General features: G+C 47.5%; 13 protein-coding genes. 8 read left to right on the forward strand and 5 right to left on the reverse strand.

Features of this window, described 5'->3' with window-relative positions:
* The first annotated feature begins 320 nt into the window (after positions 1–320).
* Positions 321–2,150, forward strand: a complete 1,830-nt coding sequence (typA, locus tag L3Q72_RS00420) for a translational GTPase TypA (protein WP_275130739.1) — start codon at positions 321–323, stop codon at positions 2,148–2,150.
* Between the two features lie 169 nt (positions 2,151–2,319).
* Here typA and L3Q72_RS00425 read toward each other — a convergent pair whose 3' ends face one another.
* Positions 2,320–2,961 (reverse strand): DUF2959 domain-containing protein, encoded by a 642-nt coding sequence (locus L3Q72_RS00425; protein ID WP_275130740.1) that lies wholly within the window; start codon positions 2,959–2,961, stop codon positions 2,320–2,322.
* A gap of 79 nt (positions 2,962–3,040) precedes the next feature.
* Here L3Q72_RS00425 and L3Q72_RS00430 point away from each other — a divergent pair, with 79 nt between their 5' ends.
* The 3 genes from L3Q72_RS00430 (at position 3,041) to L3Q72_RS00440 (ending at position 5,491) form a co-directional block, all read left to right on the forward strand.
* Positions 3,041–3,964: a virulence factor BrkB family protein gene (locus L3Q72_RS00430; protein WP_275130741.1), complete on the forward strand. Its 924-nt coding sequence runs from the start codon at positions 3,041–3,043 to the stop codon at positions 3,962–3,964.
* A complete protein-coding gene (gene dtd / locus L3Q72_RS00435; RefSeq protein WP_275130742.1) occupies positions 3,936–4,370 on the forward strand; it encodes a D-aminoacyl-tRNA deacylase in 435 nt (144 codons plus the stop codon). The genes L3Q72_RS00430 and dtd overlap by 29 nt, the downstream gene beginning before the upstream one ends.
* A gap of 185 nt (positions 4,371–4,555) precedes the next feature.
* Positions 4,556–5,491 (forward strand): bifunctional GNAT family N-acetyltransferase/hotdog fold thioesterase, encoded by a 936-nt coding sequence (locus tag L3Q72_RS00440; RefSeq protein ID WP_275130743.1) that lies wholly within the window; start codon positions 4,556–4,558, stop codon positions 5,489–5,491.
* Here the strand turns inward: L3Q72_RS00440 and L3Q72_RS00445 are convergent.
* The 4 genes from L3Q72_RS00445 to hslR form a co-directional block, all read right to left on the reverse strand.
* A complete protein-coding gene (locus L3Q72_RS00445) occupies positions 5,488–7,377 on the reverse strand; it encodes an AsmA family protein (protein WP_275130744.1) in 1,890 nt (629 codons plus the stop codon). The genes L3Q72_RS00440 and L3Q72_RS00445 overlap by 4 nt on opposite strands.
* A gap of 116 nt (positions 7,378–7,493) precedes the next feature.
* Positions 7,494–9,122 carry a phosphoenolpyruvate carboxykinase (ATP) gene (gene pckA / locus L3Q72_RS00450; protein ID WP_275130745.1) on the reverse strand — a complete coding sequence of 543 codons (1,629 nt, stop codon included), beginning with the start codon at positions 9,120–9,122 and terminating at the stop codon, positions 7,494–7,496.
* 349 nt (positions 9,123–9,471) lie between these two features.
* On the reverse strand, positions 9,472–10,347 hold the full coding sequence (hslO, locus tag L3Q72_RS00455; RefSeq protein ID WP_275130746.1) for an Hsp33 family molecular chaperone HslO: 876 nt from the start codon (positions 10,345–10,347) through the stop codon (positions 9,472–9,474).
* 16 nt (positions 10,348–10,363) lie between these two features.
* Positions 10,364–10,753, reverse strand: coding sequence for a ribosome-associated heat shock protein Hsp15 (gene hslR, locus L3Q72_RS00460; protein WP_275130747.1), 390 nt, complete (start codon positions 10,751–10,753; stop codon positions 10,364–10,366).
* 177 nt (positions 10,754–10,930) lie between these two features.
* On the opposite strand from hslR, the gene gspC reads away from it, so the two are divergent.
* The 4 genes from gspC to gspF are packed head-to-tail and all read left to right on the forward strand — an operon-like array spanning position 10,931 to position 16,622.
* Entirely contained in the window at positions 10,931–11,848 is a 918-nt protein-coding gene (gene gspC / locus L3Q72_RS00465) for a type II secretion system protein GspC (protein WP_275130748.1), read from the forward strand.
* A gap of 39 nt (positions 11,849–11,887) precedes the next feature.
* Positions 11,888–13,909: a type II secretion system secretin GspD gene (gene gspD / locus L3Q72_RS00470; protein WP_275130749.1), complete on the forward strand. Its 2,022-nt coding sequence runs from the start codon at positions 11,888–11,890 to the stop codon at positions 13,907–13,909.
* Complete coding sequence (gene gspE, locus L3Q72_RS00475) at positions 13,909–15,402, forward strand: type II secretion system ATPase GspE (protein WP_275130750.1); 1,494 nt, start codon at positions 13,909–13,911, stop codon at positions 15,400–15,402. The genes gspD and gspE overlap by 1 nt, the downstream gene beginning before the upstream one ends.
* Complete coding sequence (gene gspF, locus L3Q72_RS00480; RefSeq protein ID WP_275130751.1) at positions 15,402–16,622, forward strand: type II secretion system inner membrane protein GspF; 1,221 nt, start codon at positions 15,402–15,404, stop codon at positions 16,620–16,622. Before gspE ends, gspF begins: the two co-directional genes overlap by 1 nt.
* Positions 16,623–16,816 lie beyond the last annotated feature (194 nt).

Below are 16,816 nucleotides of genomic sequence, written 5' to 3' on the forward strand. Positions count from 1 at the left end.
AGTTATTTCGCATGTTATGAGGGTAGATGTCAAATGGGATTTTTTACTAGCGGGGATAAAATTGCTTTAAATCAAAGGAAAAAGGCCCTGGGCCCTGGGAACGGACTTCGCCCTATAGGCCCTGGGATTATATGGCGGGTGGACTACAATTATTCACAAGAAGTACGGGTGCAAAATCCCAGGGCCCAGGGCCTATAAACCCAGGGCCCGTTCAAGATCACATTTTTTAGGCGTTTTGGGAAAAATCTGGTACATTATCCGCCGATTTTTAAACCAAGTAGCAAATGGTTGCTGCTTAATACATTGAGTGAATCAAATTCATGACGACTCCACAGATTGATAAATTAAGAAATATCGCGATCATCGCGCACGTTGACCACGGTAAAACCACACTTGTAGACAAGCTTCTTCAGCAGTCCGGTACTTTAGAATCTCGTGGAGAAGCAGAAGAACGCGTGATGGACTCGAACGACATCGAGAAAGAGCGTGGTATTACCATTCTTGCTAAAAACACAGCGATTAACTGGAACGACTACCGTATCAACATCGTAGATACTCCGGGACACGCAGACTTCGGTGGTGAAGTAGAGCGCATTATGTCTATGGTTGATTCTGTTCTGCTTATTGTAGACGCAGTTGACGGCCCAATGCCTCAGACTCGCTTTGTAACTCAGAAAGCATTTGCTCACGGCCTTAAGCCAATCGTTGTTATCAACAAGATTGACCGTCCGGGCGCTCGTCCTGATTGGGTAATGGACCAGGTATTCGACCTGTTTGATAACCTTGGTGCTACTGATGAACAGTTGGACTTCCAGGTGGTATACGCTTCTGCTCTTAATGGCTGGGCAACACTGGAAGAAGGTGCTGAAGGCGAGAACATGGAACCATTGTTTGAAGCTATCGTTGAAAATGTAGAAGCTCCGGAGGTTGACCTTGAAGGTTCTCTGCAGATGCAGATCTCTCAGCTGGACTACAGCTCTTACGTTGGCGTTATCGGTGTTGGTCGTGTAACCCGCGGTACAGTTAAACCAAACCAGATGGTAACGGTTGTGGGTGCTGATGGTAAAACACGTAACGGTAAAGTGGGTACAGTTCTTGGTTATCTTGGCCTTGAACGTCACGAAGTTCAGCAGGCGACTGCGGGTGATATCATCGCTATAACCGGTCTTGGTGAACTGAAGATCTCTGACACCATCTGTGACCAGGCTAATGTTGAAGCGCTTCCTGCACTTTCTGTTGATGAGCCGACAGTTACAATGACTTTCCAGGTGAACACTTCTCCGTTTGCGGGTCTTGAAGGTAAGTTCGTTACTTCCCGTAACATCCTCGAGCGTCTTGAGAAAGAACTGGTTCACAACGTAGCGCTACGTGTTGAGCAGACTGACGATCCGGACAAGTTCCGCGTATCAGGCCGTGGTGAGCTTCATCTTTCTATCCTGATTGAAAACATGCGCCGTGAAGGCTTCGAGCTTGCGGTATCTCGTCCTGAAGTAATCATCAAAGAAGAAGATGGTCAGCTGATGGAACCATACGAAACCGTAACCATCGACGTTCTTGAAGAGCACCAGGGCGGTATCATGGAAAACATCGGTCTTCGTAAGGGTGAACTGACAGATATGGCACCTGACGGTAAAGGCCGTGTTCGTATGGACTTTATGATGCCTTCCCGTGGTCTTATCGGTTTCCAGACTGAGTTTATGACTCTGACTTCTGGTTCTGGTCTGATGTACCACACATTCGATCACTACGGTCCGCATAAAGGTGGCGTAATCGGTCAGCGTAACAATGGTGTGCTAATCTCAAATGGTGCTGGTAAGGCGCTGACGAACGCACTATTTAACCTTCAGGATCGCGGTCGTCTGTTTATCGGTCACGGTGTGGAAGTATACGAAGGTATGGTTATCGGCATTCACAGCCGTGATAACGACCTGACAGTTAACCCGCTAAAAGGTAAGCAGCTGACTAACGTTCGTGCTTCAGGTACTGATGACGCTCAGGTACTGAGCCCGCCAATCATTTATACACTTGAGCAGGCACTTGAATTTATCGATGACGATGAACTGGTAGAAGTAACACCGGAAAACATCCGTATCCGTAAGAAGTTCCTGAGCGAGAACGAGCGTAAGCGCGCAAGCCGCCCTGCGAAGTAAAAGAACTTTTTGCTCAAAAATACGAAAGCCAGTAGCTAATCACTACTGGCTTTTATTTTGAGCAGAAGTTTATGAGTAAGTATTGGGCTGTTCTGGAGTAAAACCTACTTTTCAGGGATGAAAAGTCACTCGTTCCCACGCGGGAGCGTGGGAACGAGGTTTTTGTGGGTTACTTCGCACTCAGCTTACTAAGAAACTTATCCGACTCCGCAATCGCTGCTTTCATATCCCTGATCGCATATTCAATATCTTTCTCAAGGCTACTGAATTCACCTTTCAGTGAGCCAATGGCAGCGGCATTCAGGTTGTGTTTCAGATAAAGCGTATTATCGCGAAGCGTATTCAGAACCGGAGTCATTTTAGCTTCAGCGCGTTTCATTGCCTTAAGCATGGTCTGATATGAGCTCTTGGTTTCCTTTAGCTTCTGTTCGCTGGAACGACGCAGTTTCGCGCTGGAATAAAGCTCAAGCTCTGCCTGCCATTCATCAAACAGAGCATCAGAAACATCTTCAATAGCGGCAATACGGTCGCTGACATCCTGAGCTGCTGCTTCACTGGCTTCATATCTGTCATTGATCTGGTTATACATGGATTCCAGTTCGCCACCGTCAAACTGGGTCAGTGCAGAAAGGGCTTCAAGTGCACTGGTAAACTCTTGCTGGGCTTCCTGCTGGGACTCTTTTGCATCCTCAACCCGGTCAACCATAATATCCCGTTTATGAACGCCCACCTGCTCCATGGCTGAGTAATATGCCGACTGACAGCCGGAAAGAACAAAAACTGATAAGATAGCGGTCAGTAAATAGCGCATATCGATTTCCTTTCTATTAAAATGAATAGGTTAAAATAACCTCATCAAAAGGATGAATGAGTTGTCAGGAAGATACAAGTTGAATTTCCAGGATGTGACAAAGCAGTCACTTCATTTCTCCCGCTATCTGTTGCAGCGGATGCAGCACGACCGGATTAACGTTAATGCAGGTTATCTTACCTACATTAGTCTGCTGTCGCTGGTACCAATGTTGACAGTACTGCTTTCGGTGCTCTCCTCATTTTCGTTTTTCAATAATGCCGGAAGCGTGATTCAGGATTTTATGATTTCGAACTTTATGCCGGCTGCCGGTGACGCAGTCAGCAATGCCCTGAATGAGTTTGTGGCAAATACCGGCAGAATGTCCGCTATGGGTGGTGCCTTTCTGTTTGTTGCTGCCCTGCTGCTTATCTCCAATATCGATAAGAACCTGAACTACATCTGGCGGGTAAAACAGAAGCGCCGTGCGGTTTACTCTTTTTCTATGTACTGGATGGTGCTGACTCTGGGACCTATTCTGGTTGGTGCCAGCTTAGCGGCTACTTCCTTTGTGACCTCCTTAAAAATCATGGAGAGCGAAGCGTTTTCCGGAGCTTACCGTCTGCTAATAGGCTGGCTGCCATTTATTCTGTCTCTGGTGACCTTTGTGGGCCTTTATTTGCTGGTTCCCAATAAAAAAGTTAACTACACCCATGCATTAGCCGGAGCTGTTGTTGCTGCTGTGCTTTTTGAGGTATCCAAAAGGGGCTTTGCTTTTTACATCACAAACTTCCCCTCCTATCAGATTATTTACGGCGCGCTGGCTACCATCCCGATCCTTTTCCTCTGGGTTTATCTTTGCTGGCTGATTGTTCTGGTTGGCGCTGAGGTCACTGCCTCCCTGGGCGAAAGTGATCGCTGGCGAGCGGGGCCTGACGTGGTAAACTCGGTTTCCGGAGAGAATCAACAGACAGAACAAGAGAAAGGGTTAAAGAGTGATAGCGCTGATCCAGAGAGTAAGTGAAGCAGCCGTTAAGGTTGAAGGTGAAGTAGTTGGTGAGATTGAAAAAGGCTTACTGGTGCTGCTTGGCGTTGAAAAAGATGACGATGAAGCCAAAGCAAAAAGGCTGATGGAAAAAGTCACCACATACCGCGTATTCGGTGACGATGAAGATAAAATGAACCTGAACGTACAACAGGTGAACGGAAGTGTTTTAGTGGTGTCTCAATTTACACTACCGGCGGACACCAAAAAAGGAACCAGAGCAGGTTTCTCCCGAGGAGCACACCCATCGGATGCAGAGCGTCTTTATGACCATTTCTCCGATCTCTGCTCAAACGTACTTCCAACGGAAAGAGGAAGATTTGCTGCGGATATGAAGGTTTCGTTGGTGAATGACGGGCCGGTTACGTTTTGGTTGCAGGTTTAAAGGGTAATGGGCTATGGGACGGGCTTTGCCCTTTAGGGCTATAAGGTGATGGGGTAAGCGAGATTGTTAGGTCTGGGAATATTATTGTAGACAGCTGTTTTCGATAAACTACGATGCCCATAGCCCCATAGCCCCATAGCCCCATAGCCCCATAGCCCCATAGCCCCAATTTTATAAGGACTTAAATGTTTAAACTACTCACCCCAAAAACAGAAAACCAGATCGAGAAGTATTACCAGTTTCGCTGGCAGGTGCTGCGGGAGCCTTTGCAGTTGCCTCGAGGTTCTGAGCGTGATGAGTTTGATGAGATGAGTCATCATCGGATGATCGTTGACGGGCGGGGAAGGCCTATGGCTGCCGGGCGTCTTTATATTACTCCGGATAATGAAGGTCAGATCCGTTATATGGCGGTGAAGGGCAACAAACAGAACCGGGGGCTGGGTTCACTAATACTGGTGGCTCTGGAGTCTTATGCCCGTCAGGAAGGGGTCAAAAGGCTGGTTTGTAACGCCAGAGAAATCTCTGCACCTTTCTATAAAAAACATGGTTTTGAAAATCATGGTGAACTGGTTGAGCAGATTGGGCCTAACCGTCATCAGCAACTGGTTAAGCAGCTCTATCCCATGGACAATATTCTGCGCAGGCCTGACTGGTGCGCTGAGCTGCAGGAGCGCTGGGAACAGCAGATCCCTATCAGTGATAAAATGGGAATCAAAATCAGCCAGTATACCGGCTATCAGTTTGAGTGCTGTGCTCAGTTAAACCCGAATCTTAATCCCAGAAATACTATGTTCGCAGGCTCTGCTTTTACCCTGGCGACACTAACCGGCTGGGGGATGACCTGGTTGCTGATGAAGGAGCGTGGCCTGAAAGCGGATATTGTTCTGGCTGACAGTCGTATTCGTTACCGGCATGCGGTTGAAGAAACGCCGGTTGCTAAAACCTCTCTGGATGGCATTAGTGGTGACTTGGACCGCCTTGGCAAAGGCAGAAAGGCGCGCATTATTATTGACGTCACTATTGAGAGCGGAGGTAAGGAGTCGGTGGCATTTACCGGCACTTATGTGCTGCTGCCAAAATTGCCGGAAAACAGTGAGCCAGAATCAACCGATGAGCCTTAAGGCTCATCGATACTGCAGCTAATACGCATAGTTTCAGTCTGTTTAAGCAGATCCCACTCCCTGTCGACGCACTTTTTCTTTAACTGAAAATTAAAGCTGTTCTGCTCCTTTTCTACCAGATCGATATTAGCACTGAGCACGCCGGTTGAATCATAGCCTTCAATTTCAACCGGTTTCATGGATATATGGCCTCTTACTGCCGAGATCCGGATATCAGAAATGGTGGCCGGTCTGGCTTCATCCTCATCTTGGTTAGTCATGGTCGTATTGCGGAACGAACCGATTACATCAGACGAAAGCGAATGTCTCAGCATCAGCTCATCACCACTCAGGCCGGAAGCGCTAAGCTGAAATTCGGTAAGGCCGGTTAATTTTACCGGCGGGTTGTACCAGTGAGAAAGCAGTTCCAGTGGCACTCCGTCCGCGCTTAACTCCAACCGCCATGGTTTGCTGATTTTACTCAGGTCAACATCCCCTGTTGCTTCTATTAGCCCGTCATCAAGCGGTACAAACAGGTCCTCTAACAGCCAGATACCATCCCGGTTTTTCATTTTCATCATAGGCTGACTGGAAACCAGTTCATCAATACTGATACTGCTGGAGCTGATATCCAGTTCGCCACTCCATAGCCCCCAGTTGCCATCGCGGATAATAGAAAGGTTTTTGCCTTCCAGATTCAGTCCGCTGGCCTGCCATTTATGCTTGCCGTTTAGCTCGATAAACTGGCTGTGTTTGATTTCGAACTCATTCAGATCCAGTTCCTGTAGTCCTGCCAGGGTGTCTGTGAAAATTCGGGTATCCTCAGCGGACTCAGGGAACCACTTCAGGCTGTTAAGGCTTAGTCTTTCCATTTTAATGCTGTCAGGAGAGAAGGTACCGCTGGCGTTGATATCACCTTGCTGGAACTCTGCACTGAACTCATTTAGCTCTATCTCACCGCGATTCAGAAATAGTTTGAATACAGGGTCAATAAGCTGCTGTTTATGCGCTTCTATACTCTCACTGCTAAGTGAAAGATAGCCTTCGCTCTGTTGCCAGCGGCTTTTGGTCAGATCAATGTTCTCCAGTGAAAGGTCAAAGTTGATTACTGAAAACTCCGGGGTTTCCACAGAGCTGCTAAGCATATCCAGGCTGTTGATGTGAGTAATACCTGAGGTTAGTCCTTTTAATCCAAGCTGGTTCAGGTGTTGCCAGTCCTGCTGATTTAATCGAAGGTTCTCGACGGTAAAGTTAACCAGAGACCAGCCGGAAGAGTATTTTTCTGCCTGGCCCGAGAACTTGCCCTTTCTCCAGTCAAATGAAAGGCCGTATAAGGTACTTTTTTCCGGGGTATAGTCTATATCCACCAGTAAGTTATTCAGTGCCTCGCCTTTCCAGTAAATCTGTCCGGCGGATAACTGAATGGTGCCGTAGGGTACAGGAATCGGGTTTTGATTAAATTGCGGATTTTTTATCTGCAGTTCTATATCTCTGCCGATAATCTCGTTGTCTGAGTAATCCAGATTCATCACGGCCAGCTGCTTAAGTTCGATGGTGTCCGGTAGCTGGAACTCCGGTATCCCGTGCTGAAGACTGATCCCGTCAATGAGCAGACTTTCAATGACAGGTTTTCCGGTTAGCAGAGAAGAAGGGGTGAACCATATATCCGCTTTTTCAATGGTAATCTCTTCTTCCTGTACCTCCTTTATATCGATACCGGAAAAAGTAAGCTGATTGGGGAAATGATACCTGGCTTTCAGCACGGTGACTGGCAGGGAAAGCTGCTGAAATACCTGATTAACGAATGTGCTGGCGTACTGGCTCTGAAAGATCCAGTAAAGCGTACCTGCACCCAGAGTCAATAACAGAAGAAATGTTGATATTAAAATGATGATGATCCGTTTCATCACTATCCAGCCAAATGATTCATTACCTAAGTATAAGGTTGACCCAAATAGACTTAATATTCAACAAAAAGCCCCTCAATTGAGGGGCTTAGGTTAGCAGTTTTGATATATAGTGCTTAGTCCAGCTGAGGACCAGCAGCTACAAGGCGTGCACCTTCTTCGTTATCAGTGTACTTCTCGAAGTTCTTAATAAAGCGTGAAGCCAGATCTTCTGCTTTGCTTTCCCACTGTAGCGGATCCACATAAGTGTCTCTTGGGTCAAGAATCGCAGGATCTACACCAGGAAGTGCTGTTGGTACTTCAAGGTTGAAGATAGGAATCTGCTTGGTTTCAGCCTTATCGATTGAGCCGTCCAGAATCGCATCAATGATGCCGCGGGTATCCTGAATAGAGATACGCTTGCCGCTGCCGTTCCAGCCTGTGTTTACCAGATAAGCTTCAGCACCGGCGGCATTCATGCGCTCAACCAGAACTTCTGCGTACTTAGTTGGGTGCAGAGTAAGGAATGCCGCACCGAAACAAGCCGAGAAGGTTGGCTTAGGCTCAGTAATATGGCGCTCAGTACCTGCCAGTTTTGCTGTAAAGCCAGACAGGAAGTGATATTCAGTCTGATCCGGAGTCAGCTTAGCGACCGGAGGAAGAACACCAAACGCATCGGCAGTCAGGAAGATAACTTTTTCGGCATGGCCAGCCTTAGATACAGGCTTAACAATGTTGTCTATATGGTAGATCGGGTAAGATACGCGCGAGTTTTCTGTCTTAGATGCGTCATCAAAATCGATAGAATTATCGTTGCGCAGTACCACGTTTTCCAATAGTGCATCACGGCGGATAGCATTATAAATGTCTGGCTCAGCTTCTTTAGACAGGCGGATGGTTTTCGCGTAACAGCCACCTTCGTAGTTAAAGATACCGTCATCATCCCAGCCGTGCTCATCATCACCGATAAGTGCACGTTTAGGGTCAGTAGATAGCGTTGTTTTACCTGTACCGGACAGACCGAAGAAGATAGCCACATCGCCTTCTTCGCCCACGTTAGCGGAACAGTGCATAGATGCGATGCCTTTCAGAGGAAGGAAGTAGTTCATCATTGCGAACATACCTTTCTTCATCTCGCCGCCGTACCAGCTGCCACCGATAAGCTGCATTTTTTCTGTCAGGTTGAACACGGTATAAACTTCAGAGTTCATTTCGTGTTTTTGCCAGTCTGGGTTAACGGTTTTTGCTGCGTTCATTACTACGAAGTCTGGCTCGAAGGTTTCCAGCTCTTCTTCTGTCGGACGAAGGAACATGTTCTTCACGAAGTGAGTCTGCCATGCAACCTCGGTAATAAAGCGGATAGCAATGCGGCTGTCTGCGTTTGCGCCACAGTAACAGTCCAGAACAAACAGGCGCTTGCCGGATAGCTGTTTCGTTGTCAGTACTTTTAGATCGTCCCAGGTTTCTTTGGTGATGGGTTTGTTGTCGTTTTTAGCGTGATCCGATGTCCACCATAACGTATCTCGGGTGGTGTCATCTTTTACAACGAACTTATCTTTAGGTGAGCGGCCGGTAAAGATACCGGTATCTACAGCTACAGCGCCAAGCTCAGTAACTATACCTCTCTCATAACCTTCTAAGTCATCGCGGGTTTCTTCTTCGAACAACTGCTCGTAACTAGGGTTACGCACAATCTCCTTTACGTCAGTTAGTCCGTACTTCTTCAGGTCTAGTTCTGCAGCCTTAGTCTGTTCCATAACGGTCATAGGTGCTCCTTATTGAGATTTTTGTAGGGATTTTGTAAAGATTTGTTGTTTTATCTGTTGTCCATACTAACAACGTGAAACCGAGTAAACAGGGAGACAAGTCAAAAATAATTCAACAATAAGCCTGCGATACTGTTTTTGCATCACACTTTTTGCCGATTATTTTTCCGTCAAAGATCGGGTTTGAGTTAGATCAAATTTAGTTCGTTTTTATTCGAATTCGAAAATAAATGACTGATTATGAGAGGGTTAATATTAGTATTAATCATTGAGATAAAAGAAAAGCCAGCAAAATGCTGGCTTTAGGAGGGGATATTTCTTATGTTCGTTTTTGCGGTGACGGCTGATTTTAGTGAATGGTGTTATTTCCGCCATTCGCTTGCACATAAAGCTCAGCAACCTGACTTTCGTCGAAAGAATAGGTGGTACCGCAATAATCGCAATGTAAAGAAATTGTACCTTCTTTTGTTAAAATGTCGTCCACTTCTGATTTTTCAATGGTGACAATTGCAGCAGCACTTCTTTCACGGGAACAGCCACAATGGAATTCAACTTCCTGTGCCGGGAACAGCTGAACTTTTTCCTGATTGTACAGGCGGTATAGCAGTTCGTTTGCTTCCAGAGTGAACAGCTCTTCATTCTTAATAGTCTGAGTCAGTTGCTCAAGATGTTCGAAGTCTTCCGGAGTACCGGTGCCGTCAGGAACAACCTGCAGCAGCATACCGGCAGCATGCGGTTTACCGTCCTGCTGGCCAAGACGAATCCAGATACGGGTTTTCAGCTGCTCTGAACGGATAAAGTAGTTTTCCAGAACGTCTGACAAAGTATCACCTTCAAGGCCAACCACACCCTGATACCTTTCACCCTGCTTAGGAGTGATGGTAATCACCAGATGGCCCTTGCCCATCAGTGAGTGCAGGGTTGCATCGTCAGCGATATCGCCTTCCCAGCGGGCAACGCCTCTTACTTTCTGATCGTGATCGCCGTTGATCACTGCCAGTGATACCGGTCCGTCCCCCTGAAGTTGCAGAGTAATAGAGCCTTCAAACTTAAGTGTTGCGGTCAGAAGTGTTGTTGCTACCAGCAGCTCACCCAGCAGATTGCTTACCGGCTGCGGGTATTCCTTGCTGGAAATAATTTGTTGGTACGTTTCATCCAGTTGAACCAACTCGCCACGTACAGACAGGTCTTCAAATAGGTAGCGGTTTAAAACATTGTTTGCCATTGCAGGAAACTCCAGCTTATTGATGTTTAAATTTAATTAGATCGCGACGCTGCTTTTTATCAGGGCGGCGATCCGGGCTAGGACTGTTTAAGGCATTGAGTTTACGCTTTACGCTGTTCTCTTCGCGCTTCTTAATGCTTTCTTCAGTCTCTCTGTAAAGTGTTTGAGCTTCAGGAGCTCCTCGTCTCTGATCAGAGATTTTTTCGATAATGACGGTTTTTTCTTCATTACCCTGACGAAGCGAGATAACCGCTCCGAGTTCAACAATTTTGCTTGGCTTGGAACGTTGGTTGTTATAGTGAACCTTGCCCCCGTCGACCATATTCCGTGCAATTGATCGCGTTTTATAAAAGCGGGCTGCCCATAACCACTTGTCGAGTCTTACAGTCTCTGTGTTTGTAGTCATAATAACTTTGTATATATTTTGTCTTTCTTGGAACTAAAAATGGTGATATGTGTCTCTCTTTTCAAGGGAGGCCGGAAAATTGGCATCCTCACTGAATTAATAACAGCTAGTTATGGTACGCTCTGGCACTGTTTTACATGAATAAGTAGCGTAGATTTTAACAGGGGAAAAGGTCCGATGTCGTTATCATTGAACCCCGGCAATAAGGCCGGCGGTTTACTGACTAGCTCTGTGCAACTGGTGGTCAGTTCTCAGTCCTATCTCAGCTCAGTAGTAACAGTTTTACTTGTTGCATCTTCAGCCTGGATTGCAGGCCAGGCGATCTGGTTTGGCGTAGAAGACGACCAGAGTATTACCCTGTGGAAGCCTCAGCGTGTTACGGGTGGCAGGGTTGAACAGCCTGCACTGGATTTGACGGAATTAAAAAATGCGAACCTTTTTGGAGTCTACTCAGAAAATGCGCTTGCCCCTGAAGTTGCTGCTCCGGTTGTGCAGAATGCTCCCAAAACCAGACTAAACCTGGTCCTTGTTGGTGCAGTGGCCAGTTCTCAGCCTGAAAACAGTCTTGCGGTTATTTCTAATAAAGGCAATCAGTCAACTTACGGAGTGGGAGAGGTCATAGAAGGGACGCGAGCTAAATTAAAAGCCGTTCTTATTGACCGCGTCATTATTGATAACTCTGGCCGTGATGAAACCCTGATGCTTGAAGGTATCGAGTACAAAAAGCTGACTGATAACGGCAGAACTTCAGTACGGAACTCATCCGATTCCGGCAATAGCCCAGTGAGCAAACTGGAGGCCATCAGGGCTGAAATTACCCAGAACCCTCAGGTATTGCTTCAGTATATCCGCTTATCTCAGGTGAGAAATAAAGAGGGCAAAATTTCCGGTTACCGGGTAAGACCGGGTAAAGACAGAGTACTGTTTGAGTCTGTGGGTCTGAAAAACGGAGATATCGCCACTCACCTGAATGGTGAAGAACTTACCGATCCCAAGACGATGAGCAAAGTATGGCAATCTCTTTCTGAGCTGACGGAAGTTAACCTGACTGTTGAGCGAGGCGGTCAGGTGGAAGAAATTTATATTCAATTTTAATGTGTGCTGCGAAAGGCAGAGACATCTAGGGAGTTAAACGTGAAACCTTGGTTAAGCAAAAGTGCGTGGCTTTTGATGGGAAGTCTGTTGACTGCTCCGTCCTTTGCAAATGAATTCAGCGCAAGCTTTAAAGGGACGGACATCCAGGAATTTATCAATATCGTGAGCCGAAACCTGGAAAAAAGCATTATTGTTGACCCTGCTGTGCGGGGGAAAATCGATGTCCGCAGTTATGATGTGCTGAATGAAGAGCAGTACTACCAGTTCTTCCTCAATGTGCTTGAGGTTTACGGTTTTGCCGTTGTTGAAATGGAAAACAATGTGCTGAAGGTCATTAAGGCAAAAGATGCCAAAACTTCAGCGATTCCTGTTGTCGGCGATAATGAAAAAATATCCGGCGATTCGGTAGTCACCCGGGTTGTGGCTGTGCGCAATGTTTCCGTTCGTGAACTTTCCCCTTTGCTGCGTCAGCTCAATGATAATGCCGGTGCCGGTAACGTTGTTCACTATGATCCTGCCAATATCATTCTTATTACCGGCCGTGCGGCTGTGGTAAACCGTCTTGCAGAGATTATTGAGAAAGTGGACCGTGCTGGTGATAAAGAGATTGAAGTGGTTGAACTGAAAAACGCTTCGGCCTCTGAGATGGTGCGTATTGTTGAAGCGCTGAATAAAACCACAGATACCAAAAATACCCCTGCATTTTTGCAGCCAAAACTGGTGGCTGATGAGAGAACCAACTCGGTGCTGATCTCCGGTGAGCCAACGGTTCGTAACCGCCTTCGCGATCTGATTAAGCAGTTGGATGTGGAGATGGCGACCAAAGGCAATAACCGGGTTATCTACCTTAAGTATGCGAAAGCAGAAGAACTGGTGGATGTGCTGAAAGGCGTATCCGACAATATTCAGAAAGAGAAGCAGGGAACTTCTAAGAAGGGAAGTTCATCCGGTAGCAGTGATGTAATGATTTCTGCCCACGCCGATACTAACTCTCTGGTAATTACAGCACAGCCGGATGTGATGCAGGCACTGGAAGATGTGATTGCGCAGCTTGATATCCGCAGGGCTCAGGTTCTGATTGAAGCGCTGATTGTAGAAATGACAGAAGGTGATGGCGCAGAGCTGGGCGTTCAGTGGGGCTCTCTGGATACTGGTTCTGTTATTCAGTACGGTAACAGCGGCACCACAATTGGCTCGGTGATGGTTGGTCTGGAAGAAGCCAAAGATACCACGACATCCTCAAGCTACTGGGATTCTGATGATAATGAATGGGTAACCACTGAAACAACAGAGTCCGGTGACTACTCAACGCTTGCTTCTGCCCTGTCTGGCGTGAATGGTGCAGCAGCCAGCATTGTAATGGGTGACTGGACGGCGCTTATCAATGCGGTTAGTTCAGACACCAACTCAAACATTCTTTCATCACCAAGCATTACCGTAATGGATAATGGTGAAGCGTCATTTGTGGTGGGTGAAGAGGTGCCGGTTATTTCCGGTTCAACAACCAGCTCTTCTAACGATAACCCGTTCCAGACCGTAGAGCGTCAGGAAGTGGGTATTAAGCTGAAAGTGGTTCCTCAGATTAACGAAGGTGACTCAGTTCAGTTAAGTATTGAGCAGGAAGTTTCCAGCGTTCTGGCTGCCGATGGTGCGGTTGATGTGCGTTTTGCCAAGCGTCAGCTAAATACTTCTGTAATGGTGCAGGACGGTGAAATGCTGGTGATTGGCGGCCTGATTGACGAATACACGCAGGAGAGTGAGTCTAAGGTACCACTCCTGGGGGATATTCCTGTCCTGGGTTATCTGTTTAAATCCACTTCTAACTCAGTTGAAAAGCGTAACCTGATGGTATTTATCAAGCCGACCATTATCCGCGATGGAGTGACAGCCGACGGTATTACCCAGCGCAAATATAACTATATGCGTGCCGAGCAGCTGTATAAAGCTCAGGATGGCATGGCTCTGCTTTCCAATGAACTGCCGGTGCTGCCGGAGTTTGGTGAAGAGAGACAGCATGCACCTGAAATCCAGGCATTTATTGAGCAACTGGAGCTTAAGTAATGTCTGAGATGAGAGGTTTTCAGGTACGTCTGCCGTTTAGTTTTGCTAAGCGGCACCAAGTGGTGCTCGATTACAGTGACAACCGCTCAGAACGTCCGGTACTTTACTATGTTGCTCCGCTGAATATGGCGACACTGGCTGAAGTAAAACGTGTGGTCAGGGCTTCTTTTTCACCGCTGGAAACCAGCCATGAAGAGTTTGAAAGCAAGCTGACCGAAGCGTATCAGCGCGATTCGTCGGAAGCGCGCCAGCTTATGGAAGATATCGGGGCAGATGATGATTTCTTTTCTCTGGCAGAAGAGCTGCCGCAAAATGAAGATCTGCTGGAATCCGAAGACGATGCGCCGATTATTAAGCTGATTAATGCCATGCTGGCAGAAGCGATTAAGGAAGCGGCTTCAGATATTCATATCGAAACCTTTGAGCAGGCGCTGTCGATACGTTTCCGTGTTGATGGTGTGATGCGGGAGGTTCTTGCGCCAAGCCGTAAACTGGCACCTTTGCTGGTTTCCCGGGTAAAGGTTATGGCGAAGCTGGATATTGCTGAGAAGCGGGTTCCGCAGGACGGCCGTATCTCACTGAGAATTGGTGGCAGAGCCGTCGATGTTCGCGTTTCTACCATGCCTTCATCGCATGGCGAGCGGGTGGTAATGCGTCTTCTGGATAAAAACGCCAACCGGCTTGACCTGCATAGTCTCGGCATGACAGACCGCAACCATGATGGGTTTGAAAAACTGATCGCCCGTCCTCACGGTATCATTCTGGTTACCGGGCCGACAGGTTCGGGTAAATCCACCACTCTGTATGCCGGTCTTCAGGAGCTGAACAGCACAGAGCGCAATATCCTGACCGTTGAAGATCCGATTGAATTTGATATCGACGGAATCGGCCAGACACAGGTCAATCCTAAAGTGGATATGACATTTGCCCGTGGCTTAAGGGCTATTCTGCGTCAGGACCCGGATGTGGTGATGGTAGGGGAAATCCGGGATCTGGAAACCGCACAAATAGCAGTGCAGGCCTCATTAACCGGTCACCTGGTAATGTCTACTCTTCACACCAATACCGCCGTGGGTGCAGTTACCCGTCTGCGTGATATGGGGATTGAGCCCTTCCTGATTTCCTCCTCGCTTTTGGGTGTGTTAGCTCAGCGTCTTGTCCGTACATTGTGCCCCGATTGTAAGCTGCCTTATCAGGCTGATAATGAACAGAAAAAACTGTTTAGTCTGAGTGAAGGTGAGCCGTTAACCCTGTTCAGACCTTGCGGTTGTGATGCATGTAATGGCAAGGGATACCGCGGCCGTACCGGTATTCATGAACTGCTGCTGATCAATGATGATGTTCAGGAGCTAATTCATGCTGAAGCCGGTGAGCAGGTGATTGAAAAGGCAATTCGTCAGCATACACCAAGTATTAAAGATGACGGTCTGGAAAAAGTGCTACAGGGTATAACCACCCTTGAAGAAGTTATGCGTGTGACCAAGGAAGGATAATGGCAGCTTTTGAGTACAGAGCCCTGGATGCAAGAGGCCGGAAAAAGAAAGGTGTTATTGAAGGCGACAATGCACGTCAGGTAAGGCAGAGGCTGAAGGAGCAGGGACTGGTTCCCGTGGAAGTGAGCGAAACCAGTGCTCAGAACGGAGTTAAGGCATCCTCGCAGCAGCCACTGTTCCAGAGAGGGATCAGTGTTAATGATCTGTCTTTGCTGACCCGCCAGTTATCGACGTTAGTACAGGCAGGCATGCCGCTGGAAGAGTGCCTGAAAGCCGTCGCTGAGCAGTCAGAAAAGCCGCGTATCACCAATATTATGATGGGCGTTCGCTCAAGAGTAGTTGAGGGCTATATGCTGGCAGAAAGCCTCGCGGATTACCCGCAGGTTTTTGATGAACTGTTCCGCGCTATGGTGGCTGCCGGTGAAAAATCCGGGCATCTGGATACCGTTCTTAACCGTCTGGCTGACTATGCTGAAAACCGTCAGCATATGCGCTCTAAGCTACAGCAGGCCCTGATTTATCCGACCATGCTAACGGTTATCGCCATTTCAGTAGTCGCTTTTCTGCTTGCGACCGTGGTACCTAAAATTGTTGACCAGTTTGTTGAAATGGGACAGGAGCTGCCCGGCCCGACTCAGGTTCTGCTTGGTATGAGTGACTTTGTTCAGAACTGGGGCATTTATGTTCTGGCCGCGGTTATCGCACTGATCTTCCTGTTCAGGGCTTTGCTGAAAAAGCCATCTTTCAGGCTTTCATGGGACCGAAAGGTTCTGAACTTCCCAATTATCGGAAAGGTTGCCAGGGGGATTAATACCTCCCGTTTTGCCCGCACTTTATCTATCTGTACTTCCAGTGCCATTCCACTTCTGGACGGCATGAAGGTGGCTGTCGATGTGATGACCAACCAGTTTGTGAAAGAGCAGGTGTTGCAGGCTGCGGAAAAAGTGCGGGAAGGGGCCAGTCTGAGAAAGTCACTGGAACAGACCCGTCTGTTTCCGCCAATGATGCTGCATATGATTGCCAGTGGTGAGCAGAGCGGGGAACTTGAGCAGATGCTGACCCGGGCAGCGGATAACCAGGACCGGGATTTTGAAGCGACCGTTAATATTGCTCTTGGGTTGTTTACGCCTATGGTGGTGGTGCTGATGGCGGGGATGGTGCTGTTTATTGTTATGGCTACGCTGATGCCGATATTGGAGATGAATAATTTGGTTTCTTAGGGGGTGGCGCTACGCTTTTTGGGCGGCAGGCGAACTCTTATACACAAGTCTAGTGGGGCAGAGAAAAGTTCCTCCCCTTAGACATGAAAGGTCGGTATTTAGAAGAAGTTACATCCAAGGGGAGGTTAGGAGGGGTTGTTGCTTAGAGGTTTAAGGTTCTACGATTTAGTTAATTTTTGTATAACCAACCCCCT

The sequence above is a fragment of the Vibrio sp. JC009 genome (assembly GCF_029016485.1).
Lineage (GTDB): Bacteria > Pseudomonadota > Gammaproteobacteria > Enterobacterales > Vibrionaceae > Vibrio.

Coding starts and splice junctions, on each gene's coding strand:
- typA (WP_275130739.1), top strand. CDS start 321: ATGACGACTCCACAGATTGATAAATTAAGAAATATCGCGATCATCGCG.
- L3Q72_RS00425 (WP_275130740.1), bottom strand. CDS start 2,961: ATGCGCTATTTACTGACCGCTATCTTATCAGTTTTTGTTCTTTCCGGC.
- L3Q72_RS00440 (WP_275130743.1), top strand. CDS start 4,556: ATGTTTAAACTACTCACCCCAAAAACAGAAAACCAGATCGAGAAGTAT.
- L3Q72_RS00445 (WP_275130744.1), bottom strand. CDS start 7,377: ATGAAACGGATCATCATCATTTTAATATCAACATTTCTTCTGTTATTG.
- pckA (WP_275130745.1), bottom strand. CDS start 9,122: ATGACCGTTATGGAACAGACTAAGGCTGCAGAACTAGACCTGAAGAAG.
- hslO (WP_275130746.1), bottom strand. CDS start 10,347: ATGGCAAACAATGTTTTAAACCGCTACCTATTTGAAGACCTGTCTGTA.
- hslR (WP_275130747.1), bottom strand. CDS start 10,753: ATGACTACAAACACAGAGACTGTAAGACTCGACAAGTGGTTATGGGCA.
- gspC (WP_275130748.1), top strand. CDS start 10,931: ATGTCGTTATCATTGAACCCCGGCAATAAGGCCGGCGGTTTACTGACT.
- gspE (WP_275130750.1), top strand. CDS start 13,909: ATGTCTGAGATGAGAGGTTTTCAGGTACGTCTGCCGTTTAGTTTTGCT.
- gspF (WP_275130751.1), top strand. CDS start 15,402: ATGGCAGCTTTTGAGTACAGAGCCCTGGATGCAAGAGGCCGGAAAAAG.